The organism is Chryseobacterium manosquense (assembly GCF_014623485.1).
Taxonomy (GTDB): Bacteria; Bacteroidota; Bacteroidia; order Flavobacteriales; family Weeksellaceae; genus Kaistella; species Kaistella haifensis.
Map to the genome: position 1 here is coordinate 1,387,751 of NZ_CP060203.1, position 20,349 is coordinate 1,408,099.

Here is a 20,349-nt window from a genome sequence, read left to right on the forward strand (position 1 = left end):
TTTTATCGTTTTAGAGTTTTGTCCACGAGTGAAAAGTTGCGTCAGGACAACCTGAACTACTTGGTGAAGATTTTGCTTGAATTGTCGTTCCGCACTTTTTACAACTGTAATTAGTGTCGCCAACTTCAGCAAGTTTTGTCCACGAATGAAATGTTTTTGCAGAACAACCCGAACTGCTTGGGCTACTGTCCTTCTTGATTGAAGTTCCACAGTTTTTACATTGATACCAACTTAAAGCCATATTTAAAATTGTTTTTTTGTTTGTGCTTACTCTATTCGGTTTTCAGCTTTCCCCGTTTTCTGCAAATTTCGTTTGTCAGTCCGTCAAACTGTGTCGTTGTGAACGGTCGTCTTAACATAGCAGGTAACACCCAAATATACGCAGATTTTTGAAAGAACCAAGTATTTTTTAAAATAAATTAAATATATCGCGTAATGTATTGTTAAATAGTGAATTATATGTAAATTTGTATTGCGTATTATGAATTGTTTTACCATAATTCCGCCTAATTTATTGAGTTTTTAAGAAATTTTAACATATACAAAAAACGAAGCGTTTTGAATGATTTTGCTGATAAAAGATATAGTTTTTCCGTCGGCACCCACTATGGATCTAAAGTGATTTGGGTAAGTTTTGATAAGGATAAAGAGCTTATTAGCCACCTCAGATCGCAAACCAAAGCTCGCTGGTCGTCGACCCAAAAAAAATGGTACGTAGCTGATACCAGATCTCACCGCGCAATTTTCGGTCTTCCGCAAAAAATAACAGGTGAAGCTGTTTTAGCAAAAATCCATGTTATCAACTTACCAGAATTCACGCGTTTTCAGGAGCATCTGCTATTGAAAGGCTATAGTGCAAATACGGTAAGAACTTACAGCACAGAGTTTGCCCAGCTGCTCTATGTAATGAAAGGAAATCCTATACAGGAACTTACAACTGAACGGTTGCGGTCTTATTTTCTCTACTGCCATGAAAAGCTAAAACTATCGGAAAGCGAAATCCACAGCCGCATGAATGCAGTGAAGTTTTATTTTGAGCAAGTACTGCACCGCCAAAAAATGTTTTTCGACATCCCTCGGCCAAAGAAAAAGCTGTTACTGCCCAAAATGCTGAACAAAGCAGAAATAAAGAAAATAATCGCCGCCACAGAAAATCCCAAACATGCACTCATTCTGAAAGTGTGTTACGGCATGGGGCTTCGCGTGAGCGAAGTGGTGGCATTAAAACTATCCGATATAGACAGTGCAGAGATGCTGGTGCGGATAGAGCAGGGCAAAGGTAAAAAAGACCGCATCGCAGTACTTCCGGAGAGCCTATTGCCTGAACTGCGGGAATATTACCTGAACTACCGCCCAAAGATTTACCTTTTCGAGGGGCAGGAAGGCGGGGCGTACTCTGTACGGTCTGCACAGGCTGTTTTTAAAAAGGCGATGGAAAAAGCAGGCATCAAAAAGAAAGTGGGCATCCACGGCTTGCGCCACAGTTTTGCCACGCACTTATTGGAAACGGGTACCGATATTCGGTTTATTCAGGAGCTTCTGGGGCATCATTCCATTAAGACTACCCAAATCTACACCCATGTGACAGATCTGTCAAAATCTAAGATAAAAAGTCCGCTGGATTCTTTATAGATATATTTAAAATGACTACCCCTTCCTATTTTCATCCTTTCTTTTAAAATAATCTAAACACGCGCATTCTTATCAATTCTTAGCAATTGATTAATGGTGAGATTCCTTACCTTTTCTTCTCAGTCCGCTTCCCATTTTCTCCCAGTCCCCTCCGACTCTCTTTCGCTATAACTCCAATATAAGTCCATTATAGGTCCAATATAAGTCCAATAGATTATTGGAGAAATAATAGATTTATATTGGATTTTTATTGTACCTTTATCGAAGTTAACTCCTTGTTGGTCAGTAGCAATATCCTTTAGTACTGGCTTGAAAGGAACGCTAACCTAACCCAAAAAAGTAATCGTTATGGCAAATCTGAAGAAGAATGGCAACCTGAGTGGTGCAATTGGGAATATCGTTTTTGTGAATGATGGCAAACGCACCTTCGCACGGGTAAAACCGGATAAAGTAAAGCAAACGCCCGAAACTAAGGCTGCTGCAGGAATTTTCGGGTTGGTGAGCGCTAGAGAAAAAATGTTCCGCTTGCAACTATTGAGGATTTTGGGAATTCCTCCGATACAATATTTTGCAGCCCGCCACCGCGCAAGAATCCGGAAAACCATTGTGGGAAATCCAGCTACCAATTCAGAAAACACCCCACAATTCGGGGATCCGCAAGGTTTAGCAGGATTCTCATTCAATCCAAAAATGGAATGGCAAAGCTGCACAAACTTTTTCCCGGAGGTTGAAAGCACTTCCACCACCGAAATAAAGGTTCATTTACCGGAAATCAAATGGAAAACCCAGATCATTCCTCCGAAAAACTGCAACTCCGCAGTGGTGACGCTATTTGTAATTTCAGCATACCTCAACAGCATCTATACTCCCGTAAGAGTACTTTCGTCCATAGAAATGAAGATCAGTGCAACAGATTCGTTTCCTGCTCAGGAATGGGTGATTCCGACCGATTCTGCGGAAGGATGGTTGCTCATGGTAGGTTGTGTGAAGTTTGCCTCAAAAAATCAACCTTTAATCGCGATGGACGAATTTTCAGCCGCTTATCTTTGGGCACAGCAAGTTGAAGGGTAAAGAAAATTTAGAGCTTGGATCACAATTCTCTAAACGTTATAAGAAAAAAGTTAAGGCTTGATTTTCACGATTTTATTTTCACGCATCACCACAACTTTGCTGTTATTTTTGCGCTTAAACTCGAGCATTTTTTCATAGGCCTTTTCAAGACCTTTTACAATTTTATCTCGTCTTTCAATATTACTTTCCTTTTTCATAGTATTTTCTTATCTGGTTGAATTCTTCTTCTCGAATGATTGATATTTGTTCCCCATCATTTTTTTCAGCAATTAATTTATGCTTCCCTTCTGAATTATCAAAAATCAAAAGTTGATCCACAATCGGAAGATAAATATAGAACAGATTAAGGATTCCATTATAATATCGTCTTTCAATAATATCGTCCGGAATATGATGACCTCCTTCTAAAACCCTTGTTTTTACACGTTCTTTAGCAAGTTCTGTATTTTTAAGCCAAAAGAAAAGTAACGTTACAAAGTATCCATTCTCCTGAGCCTTTAGAATTTTTTCTTTATAGCTTTTAGTTGCTAAAGTAGTTTCAAATGCGAAATTTTCATTTTCAGAAAACAATTCATCAATACGTTTTAGCATAATTCTTCCCGCTTCAAAAGAAACTTTTTCAGGTTGAAAAGGTGATAAACCTCTTGCTATTTCGTCTGCATTTACAAATTCTTTACAATCTAAAATCTCAGGCAGAATAGTAAACGAGGCGGTCGTTTTACCTGCACCATTACAACCAGCGATGATATAAAGATTTTTTTCTTTCATTTCTACAAATGTAATATTATTTTTTCTTTTAATATTTCATCAAAATAATCAATATCTATCGCTTGATTAAATACCGAAAACCATCCGAAAATCACCAAAATACATTTAGAAATTTAGAGAATAATCGAGATACAAAAGCATGTTCTATTCAGTCCTCGAATTTACCAATTCCTCTTAGCTAATTTAAACATTGATATTAGAATTTTCAGCCGCTTATCTTTGGGCACAGCAAGTTGAAGGATAAAGAAAATCCGGAGTCAAGAAAACCACTTCTTCCCTACTCCGGATTTGTTTAAAATTAAAATTCGATTAATGGAGCGTCATTTTCACTACTCTGTTTTTCCCGGCAAGAACCAAGGTGTTTTCATCCATCCACTCACCAACAAAAAGCCCTTTTTCTTCTGAAATGGTAGTCCAGGTTTTCCCGAAATCGGTGGAAAGTTCAATATTTTGGTCTCCCACCGCGATGATGTCTTTCCCTTTAGATTTCGGGCGGAATTTCACATAGGTTTTGTAACCGCCATTCTTTCCTGATGCCTGAATTTGCCAGGTTTCGCCTCCATCGTGGGTGGTTGCGATATTGTTAACGTTTTCTGCTTGTTTGGTATAGTCGCCGCCCACTGCGATTCCGAAGTTTTTATCGTAAAAATCGATGGAGTAAATACCGGTTGAAGAGGTTCCTTGAACGAAAGGCGTTTCATAAATTTTCCAAGTGAAAGGATGGCTCCAATTGAATTTGAAAATTCGGGATTTCATTCCACCAGTAGCGATCCATACCCAGTTTCCGTGCATTGCAATATTGCTATTGCTTGCTGCGAAATGCGCTTCACCAGGAAAATATTTTGGAAATTCAGTTTTTGGATTTTTGCGGGATTTATAGGTGAAAATTAAATTTTTACTGCTTCCATCTTCGTTGGGATCGCTAATTGCAATGCCACGATTTTTAACCTGGTCAAAAGCAAAAGCATCATAAAATACGGTTTTGGTGGTGTCGATCATGTTTAATTTAACCTTCAAATCACTTTTCTGTACGGTAAACCATTTTGCAGGAGTACCCACATTAATCGTGTAAAATGCATGTTTGGTCTGTGCTAAAGTTCGAAAATCCAGTTTTTCTGCAGTGATTCTCATTTGCATCTTGTCTGCAGTATCTTTCAAACTCACATATCCGAATTTGGAATCAGTACCGGAATACCATACTTTGCCGTCCCAAATCTGTAACGCCCGAATGGAGATTTTATCGTGTAGTAACGTCTGGAATTGCACTTTTTGAGCAGCAACAAAACTGCAGTGAATGAGCACGAAAAAAACGAAGAATTTTTTCATAAAAGTGAGGTTATTAAAAACAAAAAAAAAGAGGCCGCCTCCAACATGAAACGGCCTCTTTCCATCAATTATTTTTTGTTGTCGATATCGATATCAATGTCTTCTAAAGGTATTTTTTCAGCTTTAAAGGTCTCGCCATAACCTTCTTTTTGAAGTTTTGAATGTCGCTTGCTGTAAAGGAAATAAATTACGAAACCAATAAGCAACCATGCGGTTGAGTACATTTTGGCTTCTCTACTAAGGTTGAAAATTAAATACACATTAATCAGAATTCCTAAAGTAGCAATCAGCGGCAACGCAGGAACTTTGAAACTTCTTTCCACATTCGGCTGTTTCACTCGAAGCACCCAAACTGCCACACATACCATGGTAAAGGCGAACAAAGTACCGAAACTCGTCATGTGAGCCAAATCGTTGATCGGAGTAAGCGATGCGATAACCGCAATGATGGCTCCCAAAATCATTAAATTTTTGGTAGGAACTCCCGTTTCACGATTTACTTTAGAAAAGGTTTTAGGGATCAAACCGTCTTTCGACATCCCTAAGAAAATACGGGATTGTCCCATAATCATTACCATTAACACTGAAATTAAACCAACAGTCGCCGCAATGGTGATGATATACCCTGCCCAAGCTTGTCCCGCAATATCGAATGCATAAGCCACAGGCGCTTTAATCGCGTCCGGATATTTGCCTAAAGGATTGAAGTCCGTATAATGCATCATCCCGGTAAGCACCAGTGAAACCAAGATATAGAGTATCGTACAGATCACCAGTGAAGTGATGATGGCAAAAGGAACATCCTTCTTCGGATTGATAGCCTCTCCCGCTTGGGTAGATACCGCATCAAAACCGACATACGCGAAAAAAATCGCAGACGCACCCGCTATAATTCCCCCATAACCGTACGCCGAATGGGAGACCCCGTTCTCGGTAATTACGGTCGCTTCAGGGATAAAAGGCGTCCAGTTTTCAACATTAATAAAGAAAAGTCCCGCTATAATTACAAAAATAATCGCAGAAACCTTCATGATGACAATCATATTATTGGCTTTTGCTGCTCCTTTGGTTCCTCTGATCAAAATAGAAATAACAAATAAAACAATGAGCAAGGCAGGAAGATTTAGAAAAATTTTCATATCGAAAATTTCCGGAGCTGCATTGAAATTATTGATAGTTTCCTGAAAAGTCTGCAATTTATCGGTCGGAAGATTGCCATTCGCGATCTGTCTGGTCGCTTCACCGAAAGCTTTTTTAGCAGTTCCCGGATCGGTGGTCATCCAATACGGCAAATGCAACCCAAACATCTTAAGCAATTTGGCAAAATAGCCCGACCACGAAACCGCTACCGTCATGGATCCCATCGCGTATTCCAGGATCAATCCCCAACCGATAATCCAAGCGAAAATTTCGCCCACGGTTCCGTAAGCGTATGCATAAGCGGATCCTTCAACCGGGAGAATAGAGGCAAATTCCGCATAACATAAGGCCGCAAATACACAAGCTATACCTGCTACAACAAAAGAAAGCGCCAAGGCCGGACCTGCATTGTAATAAGCTCCTGTACCGGTAAGTACAAAAATTCCTCCTCCAATAATGGCTCCGATACCAATCGCGGTAAGGCTCCATTTGCCAAGAACCCTTTTTAATTCACTTTTTTTAATGTCCGCTTCATAAGCTTCCATTGGTTTTTTTATCCAAATATTCGCCATAGCTTTTAAATAATATTATTCTTTTTTAAGATTTTCAAAAATATAAAAATTTGGTAATGATTAACTATTTTTCGTCACTTTTCTTTTTTAAATCATCAATTAACCCCTTTAGTTTTCTGATTTTCATAGAGAAATGGCAAATGAAACAGCTCGCATGCATTAGAAAATAAAATATTTATCTTTGAAAGCATGAATTTCTACGAACTTTTTCTGTTGCCTTACGAGTCTTATGAACCCTACCAAATCATCTTGGAAGCGGTTGCTGCTGTTTTCGGTTTGCTGAGTGTGTATTTCTCCATCAAAAAACATATTTGGGTTTACCCGACCGGGATTATCTCTACGGCTTTGTATGTGTATATTTTGTTCAAATTCGGGCTTCTGGGCGATATGATGATTAATTTTTATTACACCGTAATGAGCATTTATGGTTGGATACTTTGGGCAAAAAGTTCGGAAGATCAGGTGCATGTAGAAGTTTCTTGGACTGAAAAAAAAGAATGGATATTCGCATCGGTACTTTTTTTCTTGAGTTTAATCCTCGTTACGATGGTGTATTATTACAAACCTTTTATCGATAATCATTTCTCGATGAGCAACGTAACGCTGGGTCTTGATCACCTCGATTGGGCGAACTGGCTGGATGTTTTCACCACTGCGGTTTTCCTGGTCGGAATGTGGCTTATGGCAAAACGGAAAATTGAAAACTGGATCTTCTGGATCATTGGCGATTTCATTTGCATACCTATGATGATTTACAAAGGTTTAGGCATTACTTCGGTACAGTATTTGGTATTTACAGGTATGGCCATTATGGGCTATTTTGAATGGAAAAAAAATAAGAACACCATTAACCTTTAAAACAATGAAAAAATATATTAAATACTTTGCAGTCTTAGTCCTCACAGCAGGACTGACTTCTTGTGTTGCCTATACAGACGGCTACGCAACCAACAACAGCCCTTATTACGATGCCTATTACGACAACGGATATTACTATGCGCCACAATCGTACTACGGACAAGGTGGATATTACGGAAACGATGGTTACTACTATCGCCAAAACATGAATTACTATTACGACAACGGTATACCTTACTATGTAGGACAAAATAACCGAAGAATCTATGTAGTGAGACAAAATAACACGGCAACCGGAAGTACCAATACCAACACGGCAACTTTCCGAAACAATAGCCAAACGCTTCGTAATAATAACCGAAACACCACTACGAACAACAGAACTGGAAATAATTCCAACAGTGGTTTCCGCAGCAATACGAACAACAATAGCGGAACAACTAACAGCAATACTCCTTCTTCAACGCCGGTAACCCCTAGAACATCTACAAATCAGGGAGGTTTCAGAACAGGCACAACGGAGGCGAAACAACCCTCTTCAACACCGGAAAACTCAGTACGGAATACTTCCAATAATAACTAAGCTTTCGTTTTGTCTGCAAGACAAGAAATGAAAGCCCGTTGAACGGAAGCTCCGGTAGCTTTTCAGCGGTATTTTGGCAGTCTATGGAGTTTTCGATTTTAGAATTTAGGATCACAAAGCAGTTTTTCGGAAGGACTGCTTTTTTTTGTGACCTTTTGTGGTCTTTGTGGGTGTTTTCTGCTGTTTTTCTTCGCTGCAGAACACAGATTCCCTTACCCACAAGTTTATTCTGCAGACAAAGGTTGGGTGACGAAAAGAAAATCCTGCGGCGGCCCCCGCTGCCCGAAAATAGCAATGGTCACAAGGTTTCCTTCTTTGCAACAGCGGCATTTTTTAAGCAAAGTCTGGGGAAGGAAAACGATTCTTTCGACTTTCAACTCTGCCTGTAAATTCTGCAGTTTCCCGCGTTTCCAGCTGCTACTCAGGATTCCATAATGCCTGATCCGCACAAACCTTTTTGGCAGAATATGCAGGGAGAACCTTCGCGCAAACTCTTCGTTGCTGAGGGTCATTTCCTTTTTTTCGCTGCCCTTTCGGTAATCCCTGTAGGCAAAACGAACTTCTTTATCGGTAACTTCTTTGATGCGGTGATTGCTGATGGCGACTTTGTGGGTGTATCTGCCTAAATATTCAATCACCTGTTTCGGACCGCCAAAAGGTCTTTTGGCATAGACGACCCAGTTTTTGGCGAAGAGCTTGTCCATGAGATCAGCATCTTTAATTCCACAAGCCTTTAATGAAGCTGCAAACTTCGCCCGAAATACCTTGCCCAAAGCCTTTACCGGAAAAAGGTATTTATCGGTTCGTACTTTGCCTTTCCATTTTCCCTGTTTATTAGTGCCTCCACCGGGAACAATGCAGAGCAGGTGCGGATGCAAGCTCAGGTTCTGTCCCCACGTGTGAAGTATCGCAATCATTCCGAGCTGCATTCCTTCCGTTTTGCCAAACTGGTTTAAAGTGGCCCAAGCTGCTTCAAACAATGTTTTGTAAATGAGTTGGGACTGGGATATTGCTAGCCCATTCAACTCCTCCGGCAGGGTAAAAACCACATGGTAATAGCTGCACGGTAGTAAATCCGCTTCGCGTTTCTGGATCCATTCTTCCTTTTTGTGTCCCTGACATTGCGGGCAGTGCCGATTACGACACGAGTTGTAACTGATGGAAAGATTTCCGCAACCGTCGCACGCATCGATATGACCACCCAAAGCTGAAGTGCGGCAATATGACAGGGCCCGAAGCGTTTTTTCCTGATGAGCCGTAAAATTCCGTGCCGATAAACTGATTTTACGAAGAACATCTGCAACGCTTCCGTTTTGATGCTTTGCCTTACTTCGGGCTTCCATTTTTGCGGCACAAAGCGAAAACGGTATCCAGAGGACTGTGCGGAGTTTGATCCGACAGTTGGCAGACATGAAGGTATTCCATCGTCGATTCAATTCTTTCATGACCCAGAAGTTTCTGTACCATGATGATCGGAACGCCGTCTTCCAGCAGATGCGTGGCGTAGCTGTGGCGCAAAGTATGGGTGTGAACCTCTTTGGTGATGCCGGCTTTTTTTGAGATGGTCTTGATCACCCACTGCACACCGCGCTGGCTGTAGCGGGAATCGAAATCCGGTTTCTGTAAAGCGTTTTGATGTGTTTTTAAATCAATCTCCTCAATATTCCTGTTATGGTTCCCATTGAATAAATACTGATCCGGATTTTCAATACTGATGAAGGTTTTCAAGCCTCTGATTAAATGTTCGGACAGGGGAACATAGCGGTCTTTCTTCCCTTTACCCTGTACGATATGCAGCATCTTCCGGTCGAAATCCAAATGCTGAAGCTTGATATTCCTTACTTCCATACAGCGCAGTCCGCCACCGTAGATCAGGCCGATGAGCAGTTTGTGTTTCAGGAGTTCAGCACTTTGAAGCATGCGCCAGATTTCTTCACGGCTTAAAATAGTGGGAAGTTTTTTCACTTTTGGAATCGCGGGAAGATGGAGGTAGCTGTAAGGCAAACCTTCGGTTTTCAGCAAAAACCGCAGTCCGTAAACGGTATGTTTAAAGTACGACTGAGAAGGGGTTTTTGATCGCTTTTGAAGTTCAAAAAGGTAATCTTTGATGTCTTCCGGGTCTAATTCGGTAGGGACTTTACCGAAATGAAGCGCCAAGGCTGCAACGTGACGGGAATAATTGTCGAAGGTACGCTTGCTTCTGCCCAGGATGGAAATATTTCTTTCGAAGCGTTGCAGAAGTTCGGCAAAACCGTTAACTTCGCTCGAGGCACGATTCAGGAATTTGTTGGTCCTTAAATCCTCCGGAGATTTTTTTTTGTAGCCATTTCATGAGTTTTTAAAAGGTTAATAAAAACAAAGTTACTAAAACGGCGAATGGGAAAAGCTACCGGAGGTTTAGTTCAACTCCGGATTCAGAGGTGGCAACTAAAAAATAACGAGAGAGAGCTTTCAACATGAAAGTTCTCTTTTTTTTTCTAAAAATTATTGAATATAAATTGATTCAAAATATCGTAATTTTGTCGGTTCAAATTTTCATGAGATGGAATTCTACAAATACCAAGGCACAGGAAACGATTTTGTAATGATCGACAACCGCGACCTGCAGTTTCCCAAAGAAAAAGAATTAATTGAACAACTTTGCGACCGGCGATTCGGCATTGGTGGCGACGGCTTAATCCTCTTGGAAACGGATCCAAACGCAGACTTCAAAATGGTGTATTACAATTCCGACGGAAACGAAAGTACCATGTGCGGAAATGGCGGCAGATGCATCGTTGCTTTTGCCCACTTTCTCGATATTTTCGAAGATAAAACCCAATTTCAGGCAATCGATGGAATGCATGAAGCGGAAATGCACAACGGCATCGTAAAACTAAAAATGATTGATGTAGACCGTATCCTTCAAGATGGTGAAAATTCCGTATTGAACACAGGTTCCCCACATTTTGTTCAGTTTGTAAAGGATTTAAATCACTATAAAGTTTACCAACATGGTAACGAAATCCGAAATTCAGCGACTTACCAAAAGGAAGGAATCAATGTGAATTTTGTAGAGCAAATTTCCGATGATGAAATCTTCGTGAGAACCTATGAGCGCGGCGTAGAGGATGAAACCTTCAGTTGCGGAACCGGAGCAACGGCTGCAGCATTGGTGTTTTTACAAGATAAAAGCCAAAAAGCTGTACAGGTAAAAGTTCTCGGTGGAAAATTGAAAGTATATGCAGATAAACAAGGAAATTCCTACCATAATATTTGGCTCGAAGGTCCTGCGAAACAAGTATTTAAAGGGAAAATAAATATATAATTTTTTTTCAAAGCATTAAAAGACAGACAATTAAACTATGAAAAAAGGCGCATCCGTTTTTGCAATTTTCGCCCTCATCATCATTCTTATCGGTAGTTTTTTCGGCTACCAATATTATAGCAAATATTACGGCAACAACGTGGAAAAAGAAGGTTATATCCTCATTCCTCACACCGCCAACTTCAATGCTATTGTTGATTCTATTTCGCCTTATTTGAAGAATAAAGAGCAATTTGTTCAAGTAGCTAAAAGCAAAAGCATGAACCACTACTTCAAAGCGGGGCGCTATCGAATTGTTTCCGGAACCAGCAACACGAATTTGGTAAACATGATAAAAGCCGGAAACCAAACCGAAAACACCTATCGCATCGGCGATTTCGGAGATGTGTACCAAATGGTGGGGCGCGTTACCCGTAAAACCGAACTCGATTCCTTGCGATTTGTAAAAGATTTCAATGAAATTGCTGTAAAGAAAGGTTACAATAATGCGGAAGATCTTAAAAAATATTTCTTTATCGATACCTACAATTTCTTCTGGACGGTAACTCCAAAGGAATTCTTCAAGAAATTTGAAGACGATTACAATGAATTCTGGACCGCCGAAAGAAAAGCCAAAGAAGCCCAAAGCGGACTCACCAGAGATCAAATTTATGCTCTCGCTTCCATTGTTTACAAAGAATCCGGAGGAAAACCCGACGAGCAAAAAACAATTGCCGGACTTTACCTGAACCGTTACAGAAAAGGCATGAAACTACAAAGTGATCCCACAGTGATTTATGCCATCAATAAAGATTCAAACTTCACTACACCGATCAAAAGGGTACTTTATAAACACTTGAAACATCCATCTCCTTACAATACGTATGCGAACGCGGGAATTCCGCCGGGACCGATATGCGTAACCGACAAAAGTTCTGTGGACGCGGTATTAAACGCTGAAAAGAACAATTACATTTTCATGGCAGCAGATCCGAACCGTTTCGGGTTTCACCGCTTCACCGCAAGTGATACGGAACATGCAAAAAATGCACGCGATTACCAGGAATGGCTGAACTCCAAAAACATCAAGTAAAAAACTTTCAACAGTTTTTAAATTAATAAAAATTTAACGGCAACTAAAGCATTGTTTACTTAACCCGCTTCCATTAAAATCATCAATAGAAGTATAAACTAAAGATATGACAGACAGAATTGAGATTTCATCAATTATTAGAAAAAGAACTTTGGGACTTGTATTCGTCCTTGGAGCTGCAAGTTTAGCTTTCGCACAACAGAAAGTAAACGTCTCCGGAAAGATTGTTGACAAACAAAACCAGCCGGTTCCTTATGCTTCGGTTAGTTTCAACAACAAAGCGAGCAAGCTCAATAGCGATGCTACTTTAACCGATGAAAAAGGTGATTACAAACTCGATTTGATGCCCGGAAACTACGACATCATCATCGAGGCCATCGACTTTAAAAAATCAACCCTCAACAGACAGATTACCGCAGCGGGCAACTTGGGAAATTTCTCAGTGGAAGCTGAAGCTGCTGTAACCAATACCAAAACGCAAGACATCCAAGGAGTGGTAATTACTGCGCAAGCCGTAAAACCTTACCGCGTGGAAATCGATAAAAAAGTGTACGATCCTTCCCTCGACATCGTGGCGAAAGGTGGAAACCTACAGGATGTTTTGGCAAACGTACCTTCAGTGGATGTGGATACCGACGGAACAGTTTCTATGCGTGGAAACTCCAATGTTCGTTTCCTCATCAACGGAAAACCTTCTTCCATGCTCGGAATTGATGATGGTGCGAATGCTTTACAATCAATCCCTGCCGACCAAATCGAAAGAATTGAAGTGATTACCAATCCTTCTTCCAAATACGAAGCCAGTGGAACCGCTGGAATCCTGAACATTATCTTGAAGAAATCTAAAAAAGTAGGTTTCAACGGAAGTGTAGAAGGAACTTTAGGTTATTTACCAAATACCCGTTTGAACACCAACCTCAGCTGGAGAAAAGGCGCCTGGACTTACTACATCAACGGTGGTGGTGGCTACAACAGAAACAAATCGAAGAACAACTCCGATTTCAATTCTTACCTCGATCCGCAGACTTTGAATGATGGTTTTTCAATGAGATCAATCCAGAACGGAATCAGCGAAGGAGAAAACAAAAACTACAACGTAACGACCGGTTTTGTGGTAGATGTAACCGATAAATCGACCTTGAACGCGTCCGTAATGTTCAGAAATTTTAATAATGAATCCACAGGACAGACCGATTATTTCGACAATGTTATCATTAAAGACAGAAACGCAACCGGTTATCCGAACGTACCTTATACTCTTCAGGAGCAATACACCAATCGGTTGAATACCGGAACCAATGTCAATAATTCCTTCCAGGCAGATCTTGGTTTCGAACAAAAAATTGGCGATAAAGGGCAGTTGCTTTCCTTAGCGACCAGCTACCAAAAAAACAAAAGCGACGGAACTTCTCTAATCACCGAAAATGGCTACGATAACGAGTTTGATATCGCCACCAATACGATAAATAATATCATCACCAATTCCATCAACACCACTTTCTTGGCAAAAGCCGATTATGAATTGCCTATCGGAGAAGCTTCGAAATTGGAAGCCGGTGCAAGATTTGACGCCAATAAAAACGACTATGATTACTACGTGGATCAAAGCCAAAACAACGGACCTGTAAGTGTTTTGCCTAATTTTACGAGCAATACATTCTACAATGAAAATATCCTTGCAGGGTATGCACAGTTCAAAAGTAAGATAGAAAATTTCGGATATCAAGTCGGTTTAAGAGCGGAAAACACGAATATTAACGTTGATTTCCAAAGAGTTATCGATGCAGAAAAAAAGAATGTAGAAAAGAATTATCTAAAATTTTTCCCAAGCGTATTTTTAAGTTACGATTTAGGCAAAAACAATCAATTATTGTTGAATTATTCCAGAAGAATCAACCGCCCAAGATCTTTCTTCTTGATTCCTTTCATGTCGTATAACAACAACAGAAACCTGTTTAGCGGTAACCCGGATTTGAATCCTACCTACGAAAATTCTTTCGAATTGGGATACAGTTTATCGAAAAGCAAATTTTCCCTTAACCCAACTTTATACTTCAAAAAATCTGAAGATGAGGTGAACATGTATCAATACAGCGGCTTGAATGAACAAGGAAATACCGTACTCTACACCATGCCGGTAAATGCCGGAAGTGAAACCCAATACGGTTTAGACCTAAATGCGACCTATGACCCATTCAAATGGTGGAAAATCATGGCAAGTGCGGATATTTTCGGGTATAAAAGCGATGGATCATACGAAGATTTTGATTTCTCCGGTGATGGTTTTTCGAGCAGATTCCGTTTGACCAATACCTTCAAACCAACCAAAACCACAAGTTTCCAAATCCAAGGTTTCTACCGCGGTGCTCAGAATACAGTTTCTACGCAGAGAAAAGCTATGTATGCTGTAAATTTAGGAGCCAGCCAAACGATCTGGAAAGGCAACGGAACCATCTCTTTCAATATTCAGGATATCTTCAATACCCGTTCGAGAGAGAGTTTAGTGACCACCCCATCCTACTCGCAGTATAATTATATGCAGTGGCAACCGAGACAGTTTAGCGTGTCGCTAAGCTACCGTTTCAAACAAGGTGACAAAGTGGAACAGCCGAAACGCAAAAAAGACATCAACAACAATGCTTCCGGCGACGAAGACCAGGTACCGATGTAACAATACCGATCCCTCGATCAACCCAAAAAAATCCGGCTACAGTGTCGGATTTTTTTTTGTTTAAAGATTTTCAAAATTTCAATATTAAACCCCAACCGAATTCAAAAAGAGAGAGTTCATCAATAGCTTCGGGCTTTAGCCCGACATAAAAACCCCAAAAACAAAATCGGCTTTAGCCAAAACCTACTGGAAATCCCATCAATTAAAAATCACTTTTTTTTCCTACTTTTATCCAATAAAATTTCCAAATGATGAGCACTGCAGATTTAAAAATAGATTTAATAACCCAAATCGCCGGTATAACCGATAAAGTTCGACTGATAGAACTCATGCAGATGCTGAAGTTCGAATCAGAAAATTCCCCATACATCACCAATGACGAGGAAAAACAAATCGTCGCTGAAGCAAGAACCCAAATCGCCAACGGAGAATCCATCTCCAACGATGATTTCCAAAATGAAATTCAAAAATGGCTAAACAAATAATTTGGTCGAGAAAAGCGCAAAACGAACTCCTAGAAATTCTAGAATATTGGGTCAACCGGAATAAATCCAACACTTTTAGCTTAAAAATTGAATTTCCTTATTGATGAGCAACTAAAGCTAATTTTAGAATTCCCAAAAATCGGAAGGAAAACAGATATTGACAATGTTTACATTAAGGTGATTTATAAATACCTCTTGTATTATGAATTCCAAAATGGAGATTTACATATTCTTACCATCAGAAATGGAAGTAAAAATCCAGATACCTTAAAAATTTAAGAAAAACAATCACCCAAACCATCCGCCCATAAAAAAAGTCCGGTAAACCTACCGAACTCCTTTATTCTATTTTCCAATCGTTATACCGACCTAGATTCCAAATATTTCTGCCATTCCCACGTCGTTCGCAATGCTTCTTCCAAGCTCGTATCAGCTTTCCAGCCCAATTCTCTTTCTGCTTTATCAGCGTTGGCATAAGCAATCGTGATGTCTCCTGCTCTACGGTCGCAAATCTGGTAAGGAACCGCTACATTATTCGCATTTTCATACGCTTTCACCACTTCCAAAACCGACGAACCTTTCCCCGTACCGAGGTTGAAGATATCGATTACTGTTGCTTCATCAGAAGCGATCAGTTTTTGCAAAGCTTTCACATGGGCTTTTGCCAAATCCACCACATAAATATAATCGCGAATCGCGGTACCGTCTTCTGTCGGATAATCATTTCCCCAAATATTCAACTTTTCGCGGATTCCGGATGCAGTTTGCGTAACATAAGGAACCAAATTATTAGGAACCCCAATTGGCAACTCGCCCAACAAAGCCGTCGGATGCGCCCCGATTGGATTAAAATACCTCAACAACGAAATCTTTCTTTGATGAGCCGTTGCAAAATCTTTCAGGATTTCCTCGCCCATTTGTTTGGTTTTCCCGTAAGAAGATTCTGGCATTTTCAGCGGAGTTTCTTCATCAATCGGCATCTGGTCTGCTTGTCCATAAACCGTGCAGCTCGAACTAAAAATAAAATTGGAAATCTTTCTTGTTTTAAATTCCTGAAGAATATTGATCAAAGAAAACAAGTTATTTTCATAATAATCGATTGGCTTTTCCTGGCTTTCTCCCACCGCTTTGAACGCAGCAAAATTGATGCATCCTTCGATATTATGCGCATCGAAAACCTGAGTGAGCAATTCTTTCCTCTTCAAATCAAAAGGATAAAAAACAGGCTTTTTCCCTGCTATTTTCTCAATGTTTTCTAAAATAAACCTTTCCGAGTTGGATAAATCATCAACAATAACGACATCGAAATTGTTGTTTAAAAGTTCTACCACAGTGTGTGAACCGATATAGCCGAGTCCGCCGGTAACGAGTATCGTCATATTGTGTTTTTAAATATTCTTTGATTGCTTTTAAAGTTGAATGATCTACTATTTGAAGAATTCCAAAACAGCATCAGTAATATATTTCAGTTGCTCATCATCGAGTTCAGTATGCATCGGAAGCGAGATTACTTCACCTAAAAGTTTATCGGTGTTCACGAAATCCTTGTCGTCGCTGTCCTGAAAATAGGCTTTCTGTTTTCTAAGCGCAACCGGATAATAGATCATCGCCGGAATTTCTTTCTCCGCTAAAAACTGCTGTAGTTCGTTGCGTTTTCCGTTAAGGATTCGCAAGGTGTATTGATGAAAAACATGCGTTGAATTGTCCGCTCTTGCTGGAACTAGGATATTAGGCTGATTGGCGAAGGCTTCATCATAATAATCCGCAGCTTTTCTTCTTGCTTCGTTATAATTATCCAAAAGAGGCAATTTTTTTCTAAGAACGGTCGCTTGCACACTATCTAAACGTGAGTTCACGCCCACTTCATCGTGGTAATATCTTTCGTACATTCCGTGGTTTACAATTCCGCGAAGTTTGTGCGCCAACTCATCATCATTAGTAAAAATAGCACCGCCATCGCCGTAGCATCCCAAATTTTTGGAAGGGAAAAAAGAAGTTGTTCCCATCACACCCATGGTTCCGGATTTCTTTACAGTTCCGTCTTCAAAGGTAAAATCAGCGCCGATCGCTTGTGCGTTATCTTCAATTACGGCGAGGTTATGTTCTTTGGCAATCTTCAAAATCTCTTCCATATTGGCACACTGTCCGAAAAGATGCACGGGAATAATCGCTTTTGTTCTTGGCGTAATCGCAGCTTTCAATTTCTCTGGATCGATGGTGAACGTATCATAATTCACATCCACCAAAACAGATTTCAGTTTCAGCAGATGAATCACTTCTACCGTCGCTGCAAAGGTAAAATCAGCAGTGATCACCTCATCGCCTTCCTTTAAATCAAGTGCCATTAACGCAATTTGAAGCGCATCGGTTCCGTTCGCACAGGGAATTACATGTTTTACATCGAGATACTGCTCCAATTCATTTTGGAAAAATTTCACTTCCGGACCATTGATGAATGCTGCAGAATCCAGTACATTCAAAACGGCATTATCGACATCAGCTTTTATCTTATAATATTGACTTTGAAGGTCAACCATCTGAATTTTTTTCATAGGTTTTTCTATTTTTATTTTTTTTAATCGGTTACCTTTCCTGTTGGGTTAGGTTTCTAAAAAAATATTTGCTCAAATTTAAGAAAATTAAATTTTCAGGGAAATTAAAACTCCTTTTGTTTTCATATTTCATTTCTAAATCGCTTGAACTTGCTTTAGGAAATATTGGTATTATTATGAATAGTAGTAAATCCAATTAAGAAATAAACAATGCAAAACACATTCGAGCAAATTCATTCAAATATATTTCTCATATTAATAATCAATTTTCAATTTTTTCCTAATTTTGTTAAAATTCATCAATCTTATTTTTTATGAAAAAAATATTATCTTTTTTAATTATTTTACCTTTCGCTGTTGTCAGCGCGCAAACCGAACTTGTTTTTGTATTCTTTAAGGATAAGCCAAATAAAGCTGCTTTTTATGCTAATCCGCTTTCCGAACTTTCCCAGAAATCACTCGACCGACGCACAAAATACGGCATCGCGCTGAATGATCAGGATGCGCCGCTGGAACAGTCCTACGTTCAAAATATCAGGAATCTTGGCTTCACGGTAACCGATTATTCGAAGTGGATGAACGGAGTTGCGGTAAACGCCACTGCTTCGCAAATCGCTTCGTTACAAGCTCAAAGTTATGTTCAATCAGTAGAAAGTTTTATCAAACATCCTGCAGGAGGAAAACAAGGCGTAAAAAAATCGGATAAATTTGAGGTTTTCAAGAATACGCTCGGAAAAACCGAATTCAATTACGGAACAGGACTTGCTCAAATTAACCAAATCAATCTCCGTCCGCTACACGTTGCCGGATATACCGGAGCAGGAGTAACAATTGCCGTTATCGATACCGGATTTCCGAGAGTAAACACCGGATCTGCTTACGCGAGAATCCGCAACAACGGACAAATTAAAGGTGGCTATAATTTCGTGAACAAAAGCACTGATATTTACAATACTTCCTTAAACAACCATGGTTCTTACTGTTTAGGAGTAATCGCAGGTTATATTGAAAACTCTTATGTTGGATCAGCTCCAGATGCCGATTTTTACCTTTACGCATCCGAAGACGCTGCAAATGAGATCCCGGAAGAAATGATTTATTGGGCAGAGGCTGCTGAAGAAGCCGACAGAAAAGGCGTTGACATCATCACAACTTCTCTTGGATATTACGATTTTGATGACAGCCGCTACAATTTACTGTACTCTGATATGGATGGCAGCACTTCTTTTATCGCAAGAGCTGCACATATCGCAGCTGAAAAAGGAATTTTCGTTCTTGCAGCAGCCGGGAATGAAGCTCAAAACTCTTGGCATTACATCATCACTCCTGCCGATAACGAAAAAGTTTTCACCATCGGTGGAGTAACTTCCAGTGGGGCGAGTTCTTCTTTTTCATCTTACGGGCCAAATGCATTAGGCCTCATTAAACCTGACGCAAGCGCAAGAGGAACCAGTACCGCAATGGCTTACAATAACAGCGCAACCACAAGCAGCGGGACTTCCTTCGCTACTCCTCTTGCAGCGGGCGGTGTGGCGTGTCTGTTACAAGCGGTACCTACTAAACCTTTAGATGATGTGAAAGATATTTTAAGACAAAAATCATCATTATATCCAAACCATACCGACCCGATGGGCTACGGAATTCTGAATTTCGGAGCATCGCTTACTGAAGCGCAATTAGCGACAGCAAACGCTAGCAAATCTTCGATTAAAATCTATCCGAATCCGGTAAGTACCACTTTCACAATCAAAACTACAGAGAAAATTGTTTCGGTAGAATTGTATGATGTTTTGGGCAGAAAATCTCAAAATCTTTCGAGCGAAAAAAATCATAATATCGAAAAACTGATTAATGGAATTTATTTCTTAAAAATAAAAACGGACAAGAACGAGTATATCGAGAAAATTATTAAGCAGTAAAAAGTAAGAAAATCCGACTCAGTGGTGAGTCGGATTTTTTTTATGCTCTCAAAATCTTTTCCATCGCTTTTCCTTTTGCCAATTCATCGATTAATTTATCCAGATAACGAACTTTTTGCATCGGATCATCGATTTCTTCTACTCGATGACCGCAAATGACACCGGTGATTTTCGAAATATTCGGGTTCATTTTTGGAGCTTGATTAAAGAAATTCTCCAAATCTGTTTTATCGTCGATGATTTTTTTCAGCATTTTCTCATCGTAGCCGGTGAGCCAGAAAATAATTTGGTCAACCTCCGCTTTTGTGCGGCCTTTCTTTTCAGCTTTTGCAATATAATGTGGATAAACACTGGCAAAAGACATTCGATAAACGCGGGAATTATTGTTCATAT

Annotated in this window: 21 protein-coding genes; 11 read left to right on the top strand and 10 right to left on the bottom strand. The window is 39.9% G+C overall.

What is annotated here, in order from left to right:
• Positions 1–10: 10 nt before the first annotated feature.
• Positions 11–241 (bottom strand): hypothetical protein, encoded by a 231-nt coding sequence (locus H0S70_RS06485; protein ID WP_188322109.1) that lies wholly within the window; start codon positions 239–241, stop codon positions 11–13.
• 317 nt (positions 242–558) lie between these two features.
• Here H0S70_RS06485 and xerA point away from each other — a divergent pair, with 317 nt between their 5' ends.
• Entirely contained in the window at positions 559–1,632 is a 1,074-nt protein-coding gene (gene xerA, locus H0S70_RS06490; RefSeq protein ID WP_188322110.1) for a site-specific tyrosine recombinase/integron integrase, read from the top strand.
• Positions 1,633–1,980: 348 nt separating this feature from the next.
• Positions 1,981–2,703: a hypothetical protein gene (locus H0S70_RS06495; protein ID WP_188322111.1), complete on the top strand. Its 723-nt coding sequence runs from the start codon at positions 1,981–1,983 to the stop codon at positions 2,701–2,703.
• A 50-nt stretch (positions 2,704–2,753) separates the two neighbouring features.
• Here the strand turns inward: H0S70_RS06495 and H0S70_RS06500 are convergent, their stop codons facing one another.
• The 4 genes from H0S70_RS06500 to H0S70_RS06515 form a co-directional block, all read right to left on the bottom strand.
• Positions 2,754–2,900, bottom strand: coding sequence for a hypothetical protein (locus H0S70_RS06500; protein ID WP_164462382.1), 147 nt, complete (start codon positions 2,898–2,900; stop codon positions 2,754–2,756).
• Positions 2,884–3,471: a zeta toxin family protein gene (locus tag H0S70_RS06505; protein WP_188322112.1), complete on the bottom strand. Its 588-nt coding sequence runs from the start codon at positions 3,469–3,471 to the stop codon at positions 2,884–2,886. Before H0S70_RS06505 ends, H0S70_RS06500 begins: the two co-directional genes overlap by 17 nt.
• A gap of 309 nt (positions 3,472–3,780) precedes the next feature.
• Positions 3,781–4,797, bottom strand: a complete 1,017-nt coding sequence (locus H0S70_RS06510; protein ID WP_188322113.1) for a WD40/YVTN/BNR-like repeat-containing protein — start codon at positions 4,795–4,797, stop codon at positions 3,781–3,783.
• A 68-nt stretch (positions 4,798–4,865) separates the two neighbouring features.
• The gene (locus tag H0S70_RS06515) at positions 4,866–6,509 is read right to left on the bottom strand and encodes an APC family permease (RefSeq protein WP_188322114.1); all 1,644 of its coding nucleotides are present in this window, start codon (positions 6,507–6,509) and stop codon (positions 4,866–4,868) included.
• A 189-nt stretch (positions 6,510–6,698) separates the two neighbouring features.
• Between H0S70_RS06515 and pnuC the strand changes: the two genes are divergently transcribed.
• Together pnuC and H0S70_RS06525 are read left to right on the top strand one after the other, a co-directional pair.
• On the top strand, positions 6,699–7,367 hold the full coding sequence (pnuC, locus tag H0S70_RS06520) for a nicotinamide riboside transporter PnuC (protein WP_188322115.1): 669 nt from the start codon (positions 6,699–6,701) through the stop codon (positions 7,365–7,367).
• A gap of 4 nt (positions 7,368–7,371) precedes the next feature.
• A complete protein-coding gene (locus tag H0S70_RS06525; protein WP_188322116.1) occupies positions 7,372–7,950 on the top strand; it encodes a hypothetical protein in 579 nt (192 codons plus the stop codon).
• Positions 7,951–8,174: 224 nt separating this feature from the next.
• Here the strand turns inward: H0S70_RS06525 and H0S70_RS06530 are convergent, their stop codons facing one another.
• Both H0S70_RS06530 and H0S70_RS06535 read right to left on the bottom strand, forming a co-directional pair.
• Positions 8,175–9,293 carry an IS91 family transposase gene (locus H0S70_RS06530; protein WP_188322117.1) on the bottom strand — a complete coding sequence of 373 codons (1,119 nt, stop codon included), beginning with the start codon at positions 9,291–9,293 and terminating at the stop codon, positions 8,175–8,177.
• Positions 9,277–10,167 (bottom strand): tyrosine-type recombinase/integrase, encoded by an 891-nt coding sequence (locus H0S70_RS06535; RefSeq protein WP_228453849.1) that lies wholly within the window; start codon positions 10,165–10,167, stop codon positions 9,277–9,279. The genes H0S70_RS06530 and H0S70_RS06535 overlap by 17 nt, the downstream gene beginning before the upstream one ends.
• Here H0S70_RS06535 and H0S70_RS14260 point away from each other — a divergent pair.
• The 6 genes from H0S70_RS14260 (at position 10,096) to H0S70_RS06560 (ending at position 15,764) form a co-directional block, all read left to right on the top strand.
• A complete protein-coding gene (locus tag H0S70_RS14260; protein WP_228453815.1) occupies positions 10,096–10,248 on the top strand; it encodes a hypothetical protein in 153 nt (50 codons plus the stop codon). The genes H0S70_RS06535 and H0S70_RS14260 overlap by 72 nt on opposite strands.
• A 244-nt stretch (positions 10,249–10,492) precedes the next feature.
• The gene (gene dapF, locus H0S70_RS06540; protein WP_031503911.1) at positions 10,493–11,257 is read left to right on the top strand and encodes a diaminopimelate epimerase; all 765 of its coding nucleotides are present in this window, start codon (positions 10,493–10,495) and stop codon (positions 11,255–11,257) included.
• A 37-nt stretch (positions 11,258–11,294) separates the two neighbouring features.
• Positions 11,295–12,329, top strand: a complete 1,035-nt coding sequence (mltG, locus tag H0S70_RS06545; protein WP_188322118.1) for an endolytic transglycosylase MltG — start codon at positions 11,295–11,297, stop codon at positions 12,327–12,329.
• Between the two features lie 106 nt (positions 12,330–12,435).
• Entirely contained in the window at positions 12,436–15,000 is a 2,565-nt protein-coding gene (locus H0S70_RS06550) for a TonB-dependent receptor domain-containing protein (protein WP_188322119.1), read from the top strand.
• Between the two features lie 248 nt (positions 15,001–15,248).
• Positions 15,249–15,485 carry a hypothetical protein gene (locus tag H0S70_RS06555; RefSeq protein WP_143755868.1) on the top strand — a complete coding sequence of 79 codons (237 nt, stop codon included), beginning with the start codon at positions 15,249–15,251 and terminating at the stop codon, positions 15,483–15,485.
• An 87-nt stretch (positions 15,486–15,572) separates the two neighbouring features.
• Positions 15,573–15,764 (top strand): type II toxin-antitoxin system RelE/ParE family toxin, encoded by a 192-nt coding sequence (locus tag H0S70_RS06560; protein WP_188322120.1) that lies wholly within the window; start codon positions 15,573–15,575, stop codon positions 15,762–15,764.
• An 80-nt stretch (positions 15,765–15,844) separates the two neighbouring features.
• On the opposite strand, the gene galE is transcribed toward H0S70_RS06560, so the two are convergent.
• Together galE and H0S70_RS06570 are read right to left on the bottom strand one after the other, a co-directional pair.
• The gene (gene galE, locus H0S70_RS06565; RefSeq protein WP_188322121.1) at positions 15,845–16,864 is read right to left on the bottom strand and encodes a UDP-glucose 4-epimerase GalE; all 1,020 of its coding nucleotides are present in this window, start codon (positions 16,862–16,864) and stop codon (positions 15,845–15,847) included.
• A 48-nt stretch (positions 16,865–16,912) separates the two neighbouring features.
• Positions 16,913–18,037 (bottom strand): DegT/DnrJ/EryC1/StrS family aminotransferase, encoded by a 1,125-nt coding sequence (locus tag H0S70_RS06570; protein WP_188322122.1) that lies wholly within the window; start codon positions 18,035–18,037, stop codon positions 16,913–16,915.
• Between the two features lie 314 nt (positions 18,038–18,351).
• Between H0S70_RS06570 and H0S70_RS06575 the strand changes: the two genes are divergently transcribed.
• On the top strand, positions 18,352–19,956 hold the full coding sequence (locus H0S70_RS06575) for a S8 family peptidase (protein ID WP_188322123.1): 1,605 nt from the start codon (positions 18,352–18,354) through the stop codon (positions 19,954–19,956).
• A gap of 40 nt (positions 19,957–19,996) precedes the next feature.
• On the opposite strand, the gene H0S70_RS06580 is transcribed toward H0S70_RS06575, so the two are convergent.
• Positions 19,997–20,347 carry a DUF2200 domain-containing protein gene (locus tag H0S70_RS06580; RefSeq protein ID WP_188322124.1) on the bottom strand — a complete coding sequence of 117 codons (351 nt, stop codon included), beginning with the start codon at positions 20,345–20,347 and terminating at the stop codon, positions 19,997–19,999.
• Positions 20,348–20,349 lie beyond the last annotated feature (2 nt).